A 17,627-nucleotide genomic window follows, 5' to 3' on the forward strand; every position below is an offset into this window, starting at 1 on the left:
GGATTTACCAGCATTGGTATATCCGAAAAAGTGAAACAACTTTTTTGTCAGTTCTATTTCTATTTCTTCTCTTGTTGTCCCTCGTCACTTCATCTTTTTGAAGTCTATCCTTAAGATAATTAATCCTAAGTAAAATATGCCTCCTATCTGTTTCCATCAGAGTTTCTCCACCGCCTCTTGTACCAATACCTCCACCTTGTCTATCAAATGATTGGAATGATCCTTTAAGTCTAGGAAGCATATATTTTGCTTTTGCAAGCTCAACCTGCATTTTAGAAATAGGTGTATGAGCCCTATTTGCAAAAATCTCAAGAATTAGTTGAGTTCTATCAATTATATTCTTTTTAATTATTTTTTCTAAATTTTTTTGCTGAGAACCTGTAAGTTCATTGTTGAAAATAATTGTATCAACATTCAAATTTTCACTGGCTTCTTTAAGCTCCTCAGCCTTACCTTTACCTATATATGTTTTAGAGTCTATTTTCATATTGTTTTGAACTAAAGTTCCGCAAACTTCTGCTCCAACAGACTCTGCTAATCTTTCAATTTCTTTTAAAGAAGACTCAAAATCTTTATTATCCTCGTAATTATTTAGTGCTGCAATTATAACTTTTTCTTTCAATTTATCACATCCATTGGTTATATTATACAATAGCAATACTTATTTTACAAATAACTGTATGTTAGATAAGATAATATTAACTAAGCTTACAATTATATGTTATAATAAAATATATATATTTAATGGAGGTATGATATGAAAAATCCTTTGAAGATATTCTTCAAATGCCTACTTACTTTGATTCTAATAGTATTTATGTGTGCAGCAATTTTTGTAGGTGCAGTTGGAGGATCAACAATTGATGTAATTAAAGAATCACCCGATATAGATTTGTCTAAAGTTTCCAGTGCCTTAACTGAAAACTCTGAAATATTTGATAATAAAGGAAATTTAATTGAAAAAGTAGAGTCATCAGAATATAGAGAGGTGCTTTCTATCAATGATATGCCAAAAAATTTAAAGATGGCTTTTATTGCTGTTGAAGATGAGCGTTTCTACAAACATCCTGGCGTTGATATTATAGGTATTGGAAAAAGTGCACTTGATAATATTACAGCTGGGGGATTTGTTAGAGGAGGATCAACAATAACTCAACAACTTGCCAAGGATCTATATTTAAATAGTGAAAAATCCTTAGATAGAAAGATAAAAGAAGCTTATATTGCTCTAAAAATGAATAAGGCTTTAGAAAAAGATGAAATCCTTGAACTATACTTGAACAAAGTTTTTTTAGGACAAAATGCCTATGGAGTTGCAGCTGCAGCAGATACTTATTTCTCAAAAAAAGTGTCCGATTTAACATTAGCTGAGTGTGCTGCCCTAGCTACTATACCTAAGGCTCCAACGGACTACTCCCTATACTTTACCCTATATCCTGAAGATGTAGGAAAAGATGATAAAGTGCTAGCTGAAACAGAAATTTCAGGTAGCAAATATGTAATAGTATATAATCCAGCTTTTGAGGATAGAAAAAATTATGTATTATCTAAAATGGCTGAACTCGGTTATATTAATGAAAATGAAAAAAATGATGCTCTTAAAGAAGATATATCAGCAAGTATAAATCCTCCAGAAAGAAAATTAAAAGATGTTTCATCATATTATACAGCCTATGTAAAAAGAGATGTAGTAAAATCACTAATGAATAGTTATAGTTTAAGTGAAGATGAAGCTTATGAAAAATTATATCATGGTGGACTTAAAATTTATTCTAATTTAGATGTAGACTTACAAAAAAAATTAGAATCAGTATATTCTAACTTCAACCAAGCTATTTTAGGCGAAGGTGGAGAAGGCAGTTTAAACTATTTAACAGTTAGAACAAACGATAATGGAGATATAGTAGATAACGCTGATGGTGTTATATTCTACAAAAAACCAAACATATTAACTGAAGATAACTCTATTTACCTATCAAATGGAGAATTTGAAGTATTAGATAATGGACTTAAGATAACTAGCCCTAAAGCCTACTATCAGGAAGGCTCTTTAATGTTTAGACCATTTTATACTATAAATGAAAATGGAGACCTTTATAGTCATGACTGGACTGTAATTCCATTAGAATCTAAATTTATTCAAAAATCAGATGATGGTTCTATTACAATAAATAAAGAGTTTTTAGATAGCAATAAAGATTTTTACTCTGTTGATGAAGTTTTAACTTTTAACAAATCATTCTATAAAGTTGACACAAATGGACTAGTTCAGCCGCAGTCTTCAACTGTAGTTATGGATCAAACGAATGGAAATGTCCTAGCTATGTTAGGCGGAAGGGGAAAAAGTCTTGGAACTTCTTTAAATAGAGCTGTAGATTCAGCTAGACAACCAGGTTCAAGTATAAAACCAATAGCAGTTTATGCTCCAGCTTTGGAAAAAGGAGACACTCTTGCAACAGTAATTGATGACCTTCCTCACTACAATGACAAGGGAGAATTGTGGCCACAAAACTGGTATGGAACTTATAAAGGACTGATTAGTCTAAGAGAGTCAATAGAAATCTCAGCCAATGTAAATGCAGTAAAAAAACTAGAAGATATTGGAATAGATTATTCTAAAACTTTCCTATCCAAATTTGGACTTATTGATAAAGGCCATCCCGCTAATGATACATTTATTAGTAGAGCTGAGAATAATAGTATAAATGATGAAAATACAGCTGCTATGGCTTTAGGCGGTATGACTTATGGCTTTACTAATTTAAAGATGACTACAGCATATTCTGTATTAGCAAATGGTGGAAAATATAACTCACCAAAATCTTTTTCAAAAGTTTTAGATTCTAGAGGTAATATTGTTTTAGAAAATTCTCAAGAGAATAAAGAAGTTTTGAAGCCAGGAAACGCATTTTTGATTACAGATGCTCTTCATTCTACAACAAACCATGGTGTTGCAGCTAATGCTCAAGTCGAAGGTTTTGATGTAGCTGGTAAAACAGGAACTTCTGGTACCGTAACTTCTAACCAAGACTCTTGGTTTATGGGATATTCACCATATTATACTGTTGGTGTTTGGATAGGTGCAGATAATCAAAACCTTAAACTATCAGAGGTTTCAGTTTATTCAACAAAACTATGGGGAGCAATAAATAAAGCTCTTTTAGAAGGACATACAAGTAAAAAATTCCAAAAACCTTCAGATATAGTAGAAGTTGAGGTATGCGTTAAATCTGGTGATCTTCCTTCAGATGCATGTAGAATTAAAGGAGAAATAAAAAAAGAATATTTTGTAAAAGGAACTGAACCTAAAACTGAATCTAAAGCTTATGTATGGAAAAAAGTTGATTTAAAAGATGGTCTTTTAGCTCCCGATGATGCTCCAGATGAATTTGTAGAAACAAGAGCTTTCTTAACCAGAGATCCAATATATGATCCTAGTAAAAACAATGGCATCGTTCCAGAAGATTGGGATCAAATGGTTCCGAGTCAAAAAACAACTACAGACTATGAAGAGTTAGCTAAAAAGAAAGAGGAAGAAGAAAAGAAGAAAAAAAGAAGAAGAGGAAAAGAAGAAAAAAGAAGAGGAAGATAAGAAGAGAAGAGAAAATGGAGAAAATCCACCAGAAAATCCTGATGATCAAGAAGACGATGGAAATATCCTAAACTCTATTCTAGATCTATTTAATTAATCACATAAAAATGGCTTACCAAATTTGGTAAGCCATTTTATTTATAATAATGTATATTTTATTTGTTTTGAATTTCAGCTGCCTTTACAACTTGATCAAATAATAGAGATGTTGTTATAGATCCTACTCCACCTGGAACAGGAGTAATCTTATTTACATAGTCTTCAAGTTCATCAAAGTTAGCATCTCCTCCAACCTTTCCTTCACTATTAGCTGAAACACCAACATCAATTATTATAGATTTTTCATTAAAGAATTTCTTATCTAAGCTGCCCATTCTTCCTATTGCTACAATAACAACATCAGCCTTGTTAGTTAATTCTTCAAGATTTTGAGTTCTAGAGTGAGCAATAGTCACTGTTGCATTTTTTTCTTAAAAGCATCATTGCTATAGGCTTTCCAAATACTAAAGATCTATTGATAACTAAAACATTTTTACCCTCAAGTTCAACGCCATAGTGTTCAAGCATCTTCATAGCAGCCATAGGAGTTGCAGGAACCATAGAAGAAAAATCGCCTTCAAATACTTTTGCAAGATTATAAGGATTCATACAGTCAACGTCTTTACTTGGATCAATTTTATTTCTTATAAGATTTTCGTCTATATGTCTTGGAAGAGGTCTGAAAAGAAGTATTCCAGAGATCTCTTTATTAGCATTTAATTTATCGAATAAGTCTAAAAGATCTTCTGTAGTCGAACTTTCTTCCATTTCAATAACTTCTGTTAAAATTCCAAGCTTATCAGCATTTTTTAATATTCCCTTTTCGTATGAAATATCATTTGGATTTGCTCCAAGTCTTACAACACATAGCTTAGGATTTACTTCCCTATCTTTTAACTTATTTACTCTTTCAACAATATCAGCCTTTATAGCATCTGCAACAGGCTTTCCCTTTAAAATTTCAGTCATTATATACCTCCATAATTTTATATATATATTTTATCATCTAATTGAAAAAAATAAAAGTATTAATCCTAGCTAAATAATTATTATATAATATAGTTTATAATTTAATCTATATAAATCTAACTAACTAGTTTATCAATTATAAAAAGTTTAAGAATGAAATTATTTCTACTATATTACTTTTTTACCTTAGTTTTTGCAAAAAAAGCATTTATAATCTTAAATATTATAAATAAATACACTTATTTTACTTTTATATTTATAAATTATAAAATAATCTTCTTATATTATAAATTAAACTAAAAAAATAATGTTTTTATCTAAACGGATAATATAATAATTTTTCCCATTAAAAAAAGGTATAAAGATAATTATCTTTATACCAATTAAATTATTTTATTTAATTAAATATTCTTCTAAAACCAACAGTTTGGTTTTTAAAATATGATCCCTCTACAGAATCAATAACTACTCCTCTATCCTCTGTAGCAGCATGAATATATTCTCCATTTCCTAAATATAAAGCTACATGATCAATATAGTCAGACCATGAATTTTGGAAAAGGATAATGTCACCAGGTTCAAGTTCTTCTTCAGTAATTGCAAAACCGTTGTTAGCTTGACCAGTTGTAATTCTATTTAAAGTTACTCCTGCATATTCTTGATATAAGTAGTATATAAAACCTGAGCAGTCAAATCCAGTTTCTGGAGAAGCTCCACCAAATAAATAATTTGTTCCTAAAAAGTTTCTAGCATTTGTAACAACTGCCTTAACCTTGTCAGATAAATTAGGATCTATCTCTATGTCTTTAATATCTTGCTCTTTTTTTGCTTCTTCAGCTTTCTTCGCTTCTTCAGCTTTTTTAGCTTCTTCAGCTTTTTTTGCTTCTTCAGCTTTTTTAGCTTCTTCTAATTTCTTCTCTTGAGCTATTTTTTCTTTAGCTTCTTTTGAAATTTCATCTTCTGTTAAGGATGTTCCTGTTTCAGAAACAAATGATTCAGATATGTATCCTATTTGACCATTATAGATGATCTTTACCCAACCATCCTCAACACTTCCAGAAATTTCACTACCTGAGGCAAGTATTCCTAGAATTTCTGAAAATTCTCCCCTCTCACTCCTTACATTTATGTCGTCTGTAGTGTAGCCTATAAGTGAAAGTGAAACTGTATTGTCACTTTCCTCACTAGCAATTTCTGTAACTTCTTCAGCTTCATAAAGATCATTTTCTTCTACATTTGAATTGTTAATAATATCACTTTGACTTTGAGTATCTTGGACTTCAGGAATTTCTTCTAAAGTTTCAGAATTTTCTTTTTTAACTTCTAGATATTCTGATTGAATAGATTCAGCCTCACTAGTAGCGGAAGTAGAAATTGTAGTCCTATTTTCTTTTAATTCCTCTTCAGTATTTTTTGCATCTGCAATCTTTACTTCCTTAAGATTGTTTTTATCAGATACTCTTACTTCTTCAGTCCTATTTTCTTCTTTTGCTACTTTTGCTACTTTTGAATTTATATAATTTATATTTTTTACTTCAGTAAATTTTTCACTTGAATTTGATACTATTTTATTTTTTAATTGTATTTTTTGAATGTTATAATCTCTCTCCGCAATCCCTTTAGATTGAATCGAAGCTATTGCCATTAGACCTAGGGCCAAGGCAAGCTTGTACCTTTTCATAAATAAAACTCCTCCCAAATTCATCTTATTTATAGGTATATAATAATGTAACCAAATTGTAATGTCAATAAATTAGTTACAATTTGGTTACGATTTATGTCATTTATTACATTTTTGTAATAATTGAATAGTACTTGGTTTTATTTGTCAATTCTCTCTATATATGATGTATGAAGTAATTCGTGAGCTTTACTGCTTCCTGGCTCTCCTAAAAACTCTTTATAAAGCTTTTTAATTGATTCATTTTCATAGGACTTTCTAAGTGGTTTATTTCTATCTTCTTCTCTTATTGCATTCATCCTTTTTATAAGTTTATCAGATCTTCCTCTTAAGAAAGGTTGACCTCCTCCACCTACACATCCTCCAGGACAAGCCATAATTTCAATTACATCAAATCTAGATCTATCTTCTGATGCCATCTCAAGTAATTTTCTAGCATTACCTAATCCGTTTGCAGCAGCAACCTTAACATCTGTACCTTGAATATTAACAACAGCTTCTTTAATCCCTTTAATTCCTTCTAAATCATGAAACTCTACGTTTTTAAGGTCTTCACCTGTAATCATATTGTAAGCTGTTCTTAGAGTTGCTTCTAATACTCCACCGCTTGCTCCAAAAATTACAGCAGCTCCAGTTGATTCTCCTAAAGGATCATCAAATTCTGCATCTTCTATATTTTTGAAATCTATATTCATATCTTTAATCATTGTTGCAAGTTCCCTTGTAGTTACAACATAGTCAACATCAGCATAACCTGTAGATGAAAGTTCTTTCCTATTTGCTTCATATTTTTTAGCAACACAAGGCATTATCGATACAACAACTATATCCTTAGGATCCAAGTTCATCTTCTTAGCAAAATATGACTTTGTTATTGAACCAAACATTTCGTGCGGAGATTTACAAGTTGATGGAATATCTAATAGATTATTAAACTTATGCTCAATAAATTTAACCCAGCTAGGACAGCAAGATGTAAGAATAGGAAGATTTTTCTTAGTTTTAAATCTTTCTACAAATTCAGTTGCTTCTTCCATAATTGTAAGGTCAGCAGCAAAATTTGTATCAAAAACATAATCAAAGCCCATTTGTTTAAGAGATGCAACCATCTTTCCTGTTACTATTGTTCCCTCTTCCATATAAAACTCTTCACCTAAAGCTACTCTAACAGCAGGCGCAGTTTGAACGACAACAGTCTTCGTTTCATCCATAAGTGCTTTGTAAACTTGGCTAATATTCGAAACTTCACTGATAGCTCCTGTTGGGCAAACGGCTAAACACTGCCCACAAAATGTACAGTTTGTATCTATCATTGGTCTATGCATAGCAGTTGTAACTACTGTATTAAATCCTCTACCAACATCAGTTAATGTTCCTACCGTTTGAACATTATTACACATAGTTGTACATCTTTTGCAAAGAATACACTTATCAGGATCTCTAATTATTGAATATGATGAATTATCAGTTGGAAAAGTCATTCTTTCTCCATCATATTTAATTTCTCTTACATTTAGTGCGGCAGCTAATGACTGTAATTCGCACCTGCCATTTTTATTACAAACAAGACAGTCTTTTGGGTGGTTAGAAAGTAGTAATTCTAAATTCATTTTTCTAAAGTTAATAGCTTTTATAGAATTAGTTTTTATATCCATACCTTCTTTTACTAGAGTGTTACAAGCTGGTACCATCTTTTTGCCATTTTCAACCATACAAATTCTGCAGTTAGCTTCTTCATTTACAAAACCTAAATCATGAAGGTCTAGATGACAAAGTGTAGGTATATGGATATTTACCTTCTTAGCAGCTTCTAGAATTGTAGTTCCATTTGGAACGCTTACCTCTTTATTATTTATTTTTAGATTAATCATATTTTCCATTATATACACTCCTACTTAAGAATAATTGCATGTATTGGACAGACGTCGAAGCAGTTTCCACATTTTATACATTCAGCTTGATTAATATGATGAACTTCTTTTCTTTCACCTTCTATACAAGAAACTGGGCACTTCCTACTACATAAACTGCATCCAACACATTTATCAAGAATTTCATAATTTAATAAATCTTTACAAACTTTTGCAGGACAGTGTCCGTCAGTATGAGACTTGTATTCATCATAAAAATAATGCATAGATGAAACTACCGGAGTTGTTGCTGTTTGACCTAGTCCACATAAAGATGTTTTAGTAATAAGTTCTGAAAGGTCTTTTAACTTTTCAAGATCTTCTTCAGTTCCTTTGCCCATTGTGATTTTTTGAAGAATTTCATAAACTCTTTTATTTCCAATTCTACATGGAGTACATTTTCCGCATGATTCATCAACAGTAAATTCCATAAAGAATTTTGCAATATCAACCATACAGTCATCTTCGTCCATAACCACCATTCCACCTGAACCCATAATTGATCCTATTTCTTTAAGGGATGCAAAATCTACTTTTGTATCAAATAAATTCTCAGGTATACATCCACCAGAAGGTCCTCCAGTCTGAACAGCTTTTACCTTTTTACCTCCACTTGCTCCACCACCGATATCATAAATAATCTCTCTAAGAGTTGTTCCCATAGGAACTTCAACTAACCCAGAATTTTCAACCTTACCAACTAAACAGAATACCTTTGTTCCACTTGAATCCTCAGTTCCGTATGATAGGTACCAATCTGCACCCTTATCTATAATTTGACCAATATTTGAGAAAGTTTCAACGTTATTTAAAACTGTAGGTTTATTAAATAATCCTTTTTCAGTAGTCCTATACACTTTTTGTTGAGAAAGACCTCTGTTTCCTTCTATTGACTGAATAAGTGCAGTTGATTCCCCGCAAACAAAAGCGCCAGCTCCAAGTCTAATTTCAAGGTCAAATGAGAAATCAGTTCCCATAATGTTTTCGCCAAGCATATTATATTTTTTAGCGCTCTCTATTGCCTTCCTAAGCATTGATACAGCCTTTGGATACTCTGCTCTAACATACACATATCCTTTATTGGAACCAATAGCATATGCAGCTATTAACATTCCCTCTATAACGCAATGAGGATCACCTTCTAGTAAAGATCTATCCATAAATGCACCAGGGTCACCCTCATCTGCGTTGCAAACTACATATTTGGGATAATCTTCTACTTTAAAAGCCCCTTCCCACTTTCTTCCTGTAGGAAATCCAGCTCCACCTCTTCCTCTTAGATTCGATTTTTTAACTTCTTCAATGACCTCTTGTCTTGTCATCTCAAACAATGCTTTATAAAGTCCTCTATAACCACCTAGTGCAATATACTCTTCAATACTTTCTGGATTTATTATCCCATAGTTTTTAAGAGATATTCTTGTTTGATTTTTGTAAAAATCTCCAATAAGCTTTATAGTATCTCCTTCAATTAAGTAATTTCCATTGGAAGATAATCTATCAAATAATTCTTTTTTAGCTTCTTCCTTTATTTTATCAAGTTTATCCTTAAACATTTTACTCCTCCTCTTGAGATAATTCATAGATTATGTTTTCTACATCTTTAGGAGATACTTTTTTATATACCTTGTCATTTACAGTTACTACGGGAGCATTTGCACAGTCACCGACACATCTAGTTTCAACAATCGAAAAAAGTCCATCATGTGATGTTTCACCAACGCCTATTCCAAGTTGCTTTTCAAACTCTTCTAATACTTTATCTCCGCCCTTCACATAACAAGCTGTACCCATACAAACACTTATTTCAAATTTTCCCTTAGGAACTAAACTAAACCTAGAGTAAAATGTACATACCCCATAAATTTTAGAAACAGGAACATTGAGTTTATCCGAAATTCTATCAATTACTTCTTCTGGTATATAACCAAACAAATCTTGAGTTTTATGAAGAACTTCAATTAGGTCTTCACTTGTTTTCCCTTTTAAAAAACTATCAAATTTACTTGTGCCCATACTATCTCCTCCGCTCATTTTAAGGTAAGGCTACCTTTTCTAATATATCTGTAAGACCAGCTATTGTAATGCCGAAATTAGTCATATAAACTCCATTTTCTTTTGCAAAGTTTATTAGATCTAAAACTTCACTACTGGTCTTTGTACAGCTACCACAAATTATTGCAAGATCATTTCCTTTTAAATCATTTCTATTTCTTGTAAAGGAAAAATTTTTGTCTCCAAATTTTTTTCTTATAAGATTTGGAATTTTAACCCTAGCAATATCATCTTCTCCAGGGTGATGGAAGCACCCCTCATATATTACGATATTTTTTGAATCTTTTATTTTATAAAAAGACTCTATAAAGTAATCTAAATCTCCTTTAAAAGCTGCAAAAAGAATTGAGAAACTTGTAATCTTAATTTCGTCCTTAGCTATCTTGTAAACCTCTTTAAATGCTTGAGAGTCTGTAATTATTAAATCAATTTTATCTAGTGATGACTTTAATTCTAAAATCTCTTTCGGCCCGCAAATGCTAATTAGAGCTTTTTTGTCAAGTAAGCTTCTAATAACCATCTGCTGAGGCAAAATTATCCTATCTTTTGGAGATTGATCATCAATAGGTATAACTAAAACAACCCTATCACCTTCTTTAACTAGGTCTCCTAAAAGATGTTTTTTGCTATCACTATTTAAGAGTTTTTTTATTATTTCAAAAACCTTATAATTATCTTCTTCTCCTCTGTAAATTAGAGAAGGTAGGTAAAAATCTTTTTTGAAATCCTTGTTAACTCTAGCTATATAAATTACTTTTTTTTGAAGACTTTCAACTCTTTCAAGAAATCCTTCATCAATAGGGTCAATTGATTCTTTTCCCTTATTTAATGTTAAATCAATTACATATATACATAAGTCACACTTATCAAGAATTTCAAAGCTTCTTTCTTCCCTTACCTTTCCAAGTTTTGACTTGTCACCAAAGCCAGCTGTATCATAAATAACAGTCTTTCCTAAGTTTTTTATTTCATAATAAACTTTAACTGGGTCTGTGGTAGTTCCCTCTTCACTTGATACAATAGATGCATTTGATTTGGTAAGATTATTAATAAATGTTGATTTTCCTGAATTAACCTTGCCGAATATCCCAATTATCTTTCTTTCACCTGTAATCATACTCTTATATCTCTCTTGCCTAATTCAATTTCCTTTAGCCATTTTGTTAGATTATCTTTTAATTTTATATTTTCTATCTTTTCTAATTCTTCTTTTAAAACTCTTTCGCCAATTTCTTTGGTCTCTAGGCTAGCATAATCTAACAGATACTCTTTTAGAGTTAAAAGAGCATTTGGTGTGCATATATATCCAATATTACCTTCTTTTGCAAGCTGCATAAACCTATCGCCAGTTCTACCTTGTCTATAGCATGCTGTACAAAATGAAGGGATATACCCAAGCTCTAATAACCATCTAACAATCTCATCTAAACTTCTAGTATCTGAAATGTCAAATTGCTGAGAGTTTTCTGCCTCTAATCTGTCAGACTCAGAATATCCTCCAACAGTTGTTTTAGATCCTCCCGAAATTTGACTTATACCTAGCTCTAAAACTTTCTTTCTAACTTTTTCAGATTCTCTAGTAGATATAATCATCCCAGTATAAGGAGTAGAAACTCTAATAATAGCAACAATTTTTTCAAAAATATTATCTGGAACAGCATTAGTAAATTCATCTAAATCTATGTCATCAGCTGGGCAAATTCTTGGTACTGAAATTGTATGAGGACCAACTCCAAACCTAGCTTCTAAGTGGTCTCTATGCATAAGTAGCCCTATAAAATCATATTTGTAACTATTTAGACCAAATAAGACCCCAATTCCAACATCATCAATTCCAGCTTCCATTGCCCTATCCATAGCTTCTGTATGATAAGCGTAATTAGACTTTGGTCCAGTTGGATGAAGCTTTTCATAATTTTCCTTGTTGTATGTCTCTTGAAATAAAATATAGGTACCTATGCCTGCTTCTTTCAATTTTTTGTAATTTTCAACAGTAGTCGCTGCTATATTTACATTAACTCTCCTTGTATCTCCATTTTTATGGTGAACGCTATAAATTGTTTTTATAGCGTCTATTATATATTCAATTGGATTATTTACAGGATCTTCACCTGCTTCAAGAGCTAACCTTTTATGGCCAATATTTTGAAGTGAAATTGTTTCTTCTTTAATTTCATCCAATGAAAGTTTTCTTCTAGGAATTGTCCTGTTTTTTGCATGATAAGGACAATATGTACAACCATTTATACAGTAATTTGATAAATAAAGAGGTGCAAACATTACTATCCTATTACCATAAATCCTATTTTTGATTTCCCTAGCCAGTTTAAATATTCTGTCGTTAATATCATGGTAATCGGAAACTAAGAGTAAATAAGCTTCATCATAAGAAAGGCCCTTTTGTGCTTCAGCTTTTTTTAAAATTTCAACAAGCATTTCTTTATTATCTTTATTTTCCTCAGCCCAAGATATAGTTCTTTTTATTTCAAGATCATTAATAAATTCTTCGGCTTTCATTGAATCTATTTTAAATTCTGTCATTTATTGTCCCCCTTTGAATAATCAATTTCATATCCATATTCATTTAAAAGTTCATCTAGGGCTTTAAGACCATAAAGCGACTCAAGTCCAGTAGAATTTTTGTTATCATAAAGTTTATAATTTTCCTTTGCAACATCTGGGCTTATATTTGGCATAACAACATTTGCTCCTGCTAAAATTCCTTTAATTCTTCCATCCTTATCAATGGTGTTTAGAGCTGTAGTTGATGGAATTAAGCTATGTGGATTTTCAATTCTTAAAATTGATAGTATTTTTAAAGTGTTTTTAACAGAGCCAGCAGGATATTTTTCAAAAATAGTTCCCTTAGCTGGTATAAATGGTCCAATGCCAATCATTTCAGGCTCTAGCTCTCTTATAAACTTTATTGAGTTTAGAGTGTTAATATGATTAGTAAATGGAGGATCAACTAAAAATCCTGTTCCGATAACAAATCCAACTTCCCTTAAATCAAGTAAAGCTTTTTTTCTTATATTTAAAATTTGAGATGATTCATGTAGTTTCTTAAATATTTCATCTTCAGCTTCAAATCTAAGTAAATATCTATCAGCGCCACTTTCTTTAAGAATTTTATAGGATTTTTTAGATCTTACTCCTAAGGATAGAGTGATTCTGGTATCTGGAAATAAATTTTTTATTGAGTAAATTATCCTAGACAAAATATCATCAGTAAAAAAACTATCTTCTCCTCCCTGTAATACGAAAGTTCTAAAACCTTCCTTATAGGCAAGTTTGGAAGAGGCTATAATTTCATCACTACTAAGTCTAAATCTTTTGATTTTCATTTTATTATTTATTCCGCAGTAGAAACAATTATTTTTACAATAATTTGAAATTTCTATAAGTCCTCTTATGAAGATTTTATTTTGATAGATACTATTTGTAATCCTCCTAGCTTTTTCATTTAAAGATATGATAACCTTTTCATCGTTTGACTTAAAAATATCTAAAATATCTTCATCCGAAAAAAATTCCCTAAACATAATATAACCCCTTTTATATTATAGCATATCAGATTTTAATTGTAAATTTGTAAAAAAACGATTTTATGAAATAAAAAAAGCACTATTAATTTTATAAAATATAATTATAAATAATGAAAATTATTAGAATATAGTATATAATAGATAGGTTAGAGAATTTATTTAGAAAGGATGATTAGATGAATACAAAGAAACTAACTAGAATAGGACTTGTTGCTGCTATATATGTAGTTCTTACTTGGATTCTTCCAATGTTTTCTTATGGTCCTATTCAATTTAGAATTAGTGAAATTTTAACACTACTAGCGTTTTACAATCCTATATATGTATTATCTATTACTATTGGAGCTTTTATTTCAAATATTATTTCTCCATTAGGTATTATTGATATGTTTGTTGGGGCTTTACACTCATTTTTATCTGTATACGCCATGACAAAAACTAAAAATATTTACTTAGCATCAATTTTTCCTGCCTTATTTTCATTTATTATTGCTATAGAAATTTTAATTGTATCTGATGAAAAATTGTCATTTTTCTTAATTACCGGTCAAATTATGCTATCAGAATTTATTATAGTAAGCCTAATTGGTGTAAGTGTTTTTAAACTGCTTGAGAAAAATAAGACTTTTAAAGATTTTGTATTATTAGATGGTACAAATAAAGTAAAATAAAATGATTAATTTCATAAATTTAGCCCAGGATTTATTCCTGGGCTTATTTTTTAATTTAATCATAAGATTTTTTATTTTTTAAATTTAATAAAAGCTCTCTAATTGGAAGCCTATAAACTGGATGGATAAAATTAGGGGCTAGTTCATTTAAAGGTTTAAGCACAAATTCTCTTTCTCTAATATATGGATGGGGTATAATTAGCTTATCAGAATAAAAAATTTCATTATCGTAAAATAAAATATCTATATCAATTAGTCGAGGACCCCATTTAACTGTTTTCTCCCTTCCAATTTCTTCCTCTACTCTTTTTACAAAATCTAAAAGTTCTTCTTTTGAAAGGTAGGTATAACCATAACAAGCTGAATTTAAAAAATCATCTTGCTCAACGCCTCCCCAAGGTTTCGTTTTAATATAAGAAGCTGTTTTAATATTTGAGATATTTACTGAAAGTTTTTCTAAAGCTAAATCAATATTTGCTTTTTTATCTCCTAAATTACTTCCTAGTCCTAAAAAAACTCTTTTTAGTGTTCTTTCAGATGAAACTACAACTGTATCTAATGCTAAGCCTATAGGTGCCCATGGTTTTTCCACTTCAACTCTACAATATTTAATACTCTTGTATTTATCCATAATTCTTTTGCAAAGATTATCTGAAACATTTTCTATGAGGTCATATCTTTCACTTTCAAATATTTCTTTAGCAAAATGACTTAATTCTCCATAATTAACTGTATCTTCAAGATTAATAGCTTTATTGTAATTTATATCGCTTTTTAGATATATATTAAGATAAAATTTTTGTCCTAGTGTTTGCTCTTCTTTAAATACACCATGTTTAGCAAATATTTCTAATCTTCTTATTTCTATATCTGTCAATTTATTCTCCTTTAAATTTTTATCTTTAAATTTTTCTTTTCATCAGACCACTTGCAAAGTCCTATAGCTTTACAGTTAAAGCATTCTCTAGAAAGCTTGTCAGCCTTATAAAACAAGCTCTCTAAGCTATTGGTATATGTTTTATTTCTATGATTTTCAATTAGAGAAATAATAATTTTTATTTCTTCTTTTGTAAAAGATGTTTCTTTAAGAAGCTCTTTTGCAATTTGAATAGAAGCTAGGTCATGACTAATTCCATCTTTATACTCTAAAGCCCTTCCTATATCATGAAGAAGGGCTGCTGAGTAAATAATATCAAATTTAATATCTAATTTTTCTCTTTGAATAAGAATTGTAAAAATTCTTGCTACATCTAGAAAATGACTTAAATCGTGCCTGCAAAAATATCTTTCTTTTTCAAAATTTTCAATTTCTTTTAGGTGCTTTTGATAAGTCTTATTGGAGAAAATTATATTAGTATTTTTTAAATCTATATCTAACATTTAAATTCCCATAAGTCTTAATGCGTCTTGTTTGATTTTTTTCATCTTCTAAGAACTTACCAGTCATATGCATAGTTACAGTCTTAGCTCCAGGTCTTTTTATTCCTCTCATATTCATGCAAAGGTGTTCAGCTTCTACAACTACTAAAGAACCTTCGCAATCTAGAAAATCTTTAAGTGCATTTGCTATCTCTTCTGTAAGTCTTTCTTGTAACTGAGGCTTTCTAGAATATAAATCTACAGTTCTAACTAGTTTTGAAAGTCCTGCAACTTTATTAACTGGTAAATAAGCAAGGTGGACTTTACCATAAAATGGTAATAGGTGATGTTCACACATTGAATAAAAAGGTATATCTTTTTCAACAACAATATCTGAGTTTTCTATTGTAAATGTTTTAGATAAATGCTCACTTGCATCCCTTCCTATTCCATAGAAAATCTCTTCGTACATTCTAGCAATTCTTTGAGGTGTTTCCAAAAGACCTTCTCTGTTTGGATCTTCCCCAACAGCTTCTAAAATCATTTTTACGGCTTTTTCTATTTTTTCTTTGTCCATATTATCTCCTAATTTCTTCTAATTAATATTTCTATGAGTTTGTTTTTTGTATAAGAAATATCATATATTATTTTTCTCAATTCAAACTCTCTTTTAAATATGTCAATAAGTCTGAATAAACTTTTATTATCAGTTCTTATAGCATCGATTATAATTATACCCTTAATTTCATTTATTACAAGTGCATTCAATATATGTTTAACACAAAATTCATTTACATACTTAGCTGTTTTAATTTTTGACTCTAATTTAAAAGATCCAGAATTGATGTCAACTACACTTAAGGCTTCTAATCTATCAAGATAAATACTTATGCCACTGTCTAAATCTATTTTTCTCTTATCTTTAATAGAAAATAAATTTGAAATCTTGTAATCATAAAATGGATTATAGTTTTTATCAAATTGAATATCAAAACTATCCTTTAGCTTATTTTTTAAATCTAAAGAATTAGTTTTTATAAATTTTATATCGAATTCCTTAGCTTTTTCCTTGACCAATTTGAATTTATCAGAATATAAAATAGCTGGACTTGGAGTAAAATTTACCTCATCTTTAAACTTTTCTACCATCTGAGTTTTTTCGGATAATCTTAATGCTTTTTGCAGGTTTGCTTCATGAGTTATTTCTAATATTTTCTGCCCAGTTATAGGTAGTGAATCCTTAAAAGGTAGAATTCCCTTTACTCCACTTGGAAGAATAACCTCATACGAATCAAGTGCTTTTAATTTTCTAAAACTATTTGCCCTAACAATAGTCCCTTTTGCTAAGTTATTTACTATAGTTTTAAAAAATAATAATCTTTCATCTCTTACTATACCAAAATATGATTTACTATCTTCAAAATAAAAAGCAAATTCATTCATATTAAGCTAATTTCTTTCATGTTTTCATCAAGTTGAGATAATTTAAGAACACTTAATATAGATCTATCAAAATCTAAACCCATAAGTTCAAAAAGTCCCTTAAATAAATCATCATATCTTAAATAAACCTGGTCATCCACCTGACTTGTATAATAAAATGAAGCATCTTTTTTATCAAGGTAACAATCAGTCAAGTAACTTCTAATATTGAGATTAGTTTCTATATATTTAGGACCTTTTCTCTTTTTATTTATTTTTACCTTTTTTATAAAATAACTTTCACTTTCTAGTAAAATTTTAATTGCTTCTTCTAATTTATCCATATCAAGATCTTGATAAAAATTAATTCTATATTTTTGAAAT

Annotated in this window: 16 protein-coding genes and 1 pseudogene; 2 read left to right on the forward strand and 15 right to left on the reverse strand. The window is 30.1% G+C overall.

Annotation, left to right across the window (positions count from 1 at the left end; genetic code table 11):
• Nucleotides 1–4: 4 nt before the first annotated feature.
• Nucleotides 5–622, reverse strand: a complete 618-nt coding sequence (hflX, locus tag VLK81_RS07545; protein ID WP_324620015.1) for a GTPase HflX — start codon at nucleotides 620–622, stop codon at nucleotides 5–7.
• A gap of 135 nt (nucleotides 623–757) precedes the next feature.
• Between hflX and VLK81_RS07550 the strand changes: the two genes are divergently transcribed.
• A complete protein-coding gene (locus VLK81_RS07550) occupies nucleotides 758–3,592 on the forward strand; it encodes a penicillin-binding protein 1A (protein ID WP_324620016.1) in 2,835 nt (944 codons plus the stop codon).
• A gap of 155 nt (nucleotides 3,593–3,747) precedes the next feature.
• On the opposite strand, the gene VLK81_RS07555 is transcribed toward VLK81_RS07550, so the two are convergent.
• The 9 genes from VLK81_RS07555 to hydE form a co-directional block, all read right to left on the reverse strand.
• Nucleotides 3,748–4,047 carry a hypothetical protein gene (locus tag VLK81_RS07555; RefSeq protein ID WP_324620017.1) on the reverse strand — a complete coding sequence of 100 codons (300 nt, stop codon included), beginning with the start codon at nucleotides 4,045–4,047 and terminating at the stop codon, nucleotides 3,748–3,750.
• Nucleotides 4,028–4,600: a tetrahydrofolate dehydrogenase/cyclohydrolase catalytic domain-containing protein gene (locus VLK81_RS07560; RefSeq protein WP_324620018.1), complete on the reverse strand. Its 573-nt coding sequence runs from the start codon at nucleotides 4,598–4,600 to the stop codon at nucleotides 4,028–4,030. The genes VLK81_RS07555 and VLK81_RS07560 overlap by 20 nt, the downstream gene beginning before the upstream one ends.
• A 397-nt stretch (nucleotides 4,601–4,997) precedes the next feature.
• Nucleotides 4,998–6,281 carry a C40 family peptidase gene (locus tag VLK81_RS07565; RefSeq protein WP_324620019.1) on the reverse strand — a complete coding sequence of 428 codons (1,284 nt, stop codon included), beginning with the start codon at nucleotides 6,279–6,281 and terminating at the stop codon, nucleotides 4,998–5,000.
• A 140-nt stretch (nucleotides 6,282–6,421) separates the two neighbouring features.
• Nucleotides 6,422–8,161: an NADH-dependent [FeFe] hydrogenase, group A6 gene (locus tag VLK81_RS07570; protein WP_324620020.1), complete on the reverse strand. Its 1,740-nt coding sequence runs from the start codon at nucleotides 8,159–8,161 to the stop codon at nucleotides 6,422–6,424.
• A gap of 11 nt (nucleotides 8,162–8,172) precedes the next feature.
• Entirely contained in the window at nucleotides 8,173–9,747 is a 1,575-nt protein-coding gene (locus VLK81_RS07575; protein WP_324620021.1) for an NADH-ubiquinone oxidoreductase-F iron-sulfur binding region domain-containing protein, read from the reverse strand.
• Nucleotide 9,748: 1 nt separating this feature from the next.
• Nucleotides 9,749–10,207, reverse strand: a complete 459-nt coding sequence (locus VLK81_RS07580) for an NADH-quinone oxidoreductase subunit NuoE family protein (RefSeq protein ID WP_324620022.1) — start codon at nucleotides 10,205–10,207, stop codon at nucleotides 9,749–9,751.
• Nucleotides 10,208–10,226: 19 nt separating this feature from the next.
• Nucleotides 10,227–11,363: a [FeFe] hydrogenase H-cluster maturation GTPase HydF gene (gene hydF / locus VLK81_RS07585; RefSeq protein WP_324620023.1), complete on the reverse strand. Its 1,137-nt coding sequence runs from the start codon at nucleotides 11,361–11,363 to the stop codon at nucleotides 10,227–10,229.
• On the reverse strand, nucleotides 11,360–12,787 hold the full coding sequence (hydG, locus tag VLK81_RS07590; RefSeq protein WP_324620024.1) for a [FeFe] hydrogenase H-cluster radical SAM maturase HydG: 1,428 nt from the start codon (nucleotides 12,785–12,787) through the stop codon (nucleotides 11,360–11,362). Before hydG ends, hydF begins: the two co-directional genes overlap by 4 nt.
• Nucleotides 12,784–13,788, reverse strand: coding sequence for a [FeFe] hydrogenase H-cluster radical SAM maturase HydE (gene hydE, locus VLK81_RS07595; RefSeq protein ID WP_324620025.1), 1,005 nt, complete (start codon nucleotides 13,786–13,788; stop codon nucleotides 12,784–12,786). The genes hydG and hydE overlap by 4 nt, the downstream gene beginning before the upstream one ends.
• Before the next feature lie 179 nt (nucleotides 13,789–13,967).
• On the opposite strand from hydE, the gene VLK81_RS07600 reads away from it, so the two are divergent.
• On the forward strand, nucleotides 13,968–14,462 hold the full coding sequence (locus tag VLK81_RS07600) for a QueT transporter family protein (RefSeq protein WP_324620026.1): 495 nt from the start codon (nucleotides 13,968–13,970) through the stop codon (nucleotides 14,460–14,462).
• A gap of 55 nt (nucleotides 14,463–14,517) precedes the next feature.
• Here VLK81_RS07600 and folK read toward each other — a convergent pair whose 3' ends face one another.
• The 5 genes and pseudogenes from folK to VLK81_RS07625 form a co-directional block, all read right to left on the reverse strand.
• Entirely contained in the window at nucleotides 14,518–15,339 is an 822-nt protein-coding gene (gene folK / locus VLK81_RS07605) for a 2-amino-4-hydroxy-6-hydroxymethyldihydropteridine diphosphokinase (protein WP_324620027.1), read from the reverse strand.
• A gap of 11 nt (nucleotides 15,340–15,350) precedes the next feature.
• Nucleotides 15,351–15,842, reverse strand: a complete 492-nt coding sequence (locus tag VLK81_RS07610) for an HD domain-containing protein (protein WP_324620028.1) — start codon at nucleotides 15,840–15,842, stop codon at nucleotides 15,351–15,353.
• Nucleotides 15,843–16,398 (reverse strand): annotated as a pseudogene (gene folE / locus VLK81_RS07615) (GTP cyclohydrolase I FolE).
• An 8-nt stretch (nucleotides 16,399–16,406) separates the two neighbouring features.
• Entirely contained in the window at nucleotides 16,407–17,264 is an 858-nt protein-coding gene (locus tag VLK81_RS07620; protein WP_324620029.1) for a ribonuclease E/G, read from the reverse strand.
• The gene (locus VLK81_RS07625; RefSeq protein ID WP_324620030.1) at nucleotides 17,261–17,587 is read right to left on the reverse strand and encodes a hypothetical protein; all 327 of its coding nucleotides are present in this window, start codon (nucleotides 17,585–17,587) and stop codon (nucleotides 17,261–17,263) included. The genes VLK81_RS07620 and VLK81_RS07625 overlap by 4 nt, the downstream gene beginning before the upstream one ends.
• Nucleotides 17,588–17,627 lie beyond the last annotated feature (40 nt).

Origin of the sequence: Citroniella saccharovorans (genome assembly GCF_035481615.1) — a bacterium.
Lineage (GTDB): Bacteria > Bacillota > Clostridia > Tissierellales > Peptoniphilaceae > Citroniella > Citroniella saccharovorans.

What these genes read in the sequence shown, in the direction of transcription:
- VLK81_RS07620 (WP_324620029.1), bottom strand. Translation starts at nt 17,264, where the DNA reads ATGAATGAATTTGCTTTTTATTTTGAAGATAGTAAATCATATTTTGGT.
- VLK81_RS07625 (WP_324620030.1), bottom strand. Translation starts at nt 17,587, where the DNA reads ATGGATAAATTAGAAGAAGCAATTAAAATTTTACTAGAAAGTGAAAGT.
- VLK81_RS07550 (WP_324620016.1), top strand. Translation starts at nt 758, where the DNA reads ATGAAAAATCCTTTGAAGATATTCTTCAAATGCCTACTTACTTTGATT.
- hydF (WP_324620023.1), bottom strand. Translation starts at nt 11,363, where the DNA reads ATGATTACAGGTGAAAGAAAGATAATTGGGATATTCGGCAAGGTTAAT.
- VLK81_RS07570 (WP_324620020.1), bottom strand. Translation starts at nt 8,161, where the DNA reads ATGGAAAATATGATTAATCTAAAAATAAATAATAAAGAGGTAAGCGTT.
- hydG (WP_324620024.1), bottom strand. Translation starts at nt 12,787, where the DNA reads ATGACAGAATTTAAAATAGATTCAATGAAAGCCGAAGAATTTATTAAT.
- VLK81_RS07565 (WP_324620019.1), bottom strand. Translation starts at nt 6,281, where the DNA reads ATGAAAAGGTACAAGCTTGCCTTGGCCCTAGGTCTAATGGCAATAGCT.
- VLK81_RS07580 (WP_324620022.1), bottom strand. Translation starts at nt 10,207, where the DNA reads ATGGGCACAAGTAAATTTGATAGTTTTTTAAAAGGGAAAACAAGTGAA.
- VLK81_RS07610 (WP_324620028.1), bottom strand. Translation starts at nt 15,842, where the DNA reads ATGTTAGATATAGATTTAAAAAATACTAATATAATTTTCTCCAATAAG.
- VLK81_RS07600 (WP_324620026.1), top strand. Translation starts at nt 13,968, where the DNA reads ATGAATACAAAGAAACTAACTAGAATAGGACTTGTTGCTGCTATATAT.
- VLK81_RS07575 (WP_324620021.1), bottom strand. Translation starts at nt 9,747, where the DNA reads ATGTTTAAGGATAAACTTGATAAAATAAAGGAAGAAGCTAAAAAAGAA.
- hydE (WP_324620025.1), bottom strand. Translation starts at nt 13,788, where the DNA reads ATGTTTAGGGAATTTTTTTCGGATGAAGATATTTTAGATATTTTTAAG.
- VLK81_RS07560 (WP_324620018.1), bottom strand. Translation starts at nt 4,600, where the DNA reads ATGACTGAAATTTTAAAGGGAAAGCCTGTTGCAGATGCTATAAAGGCT.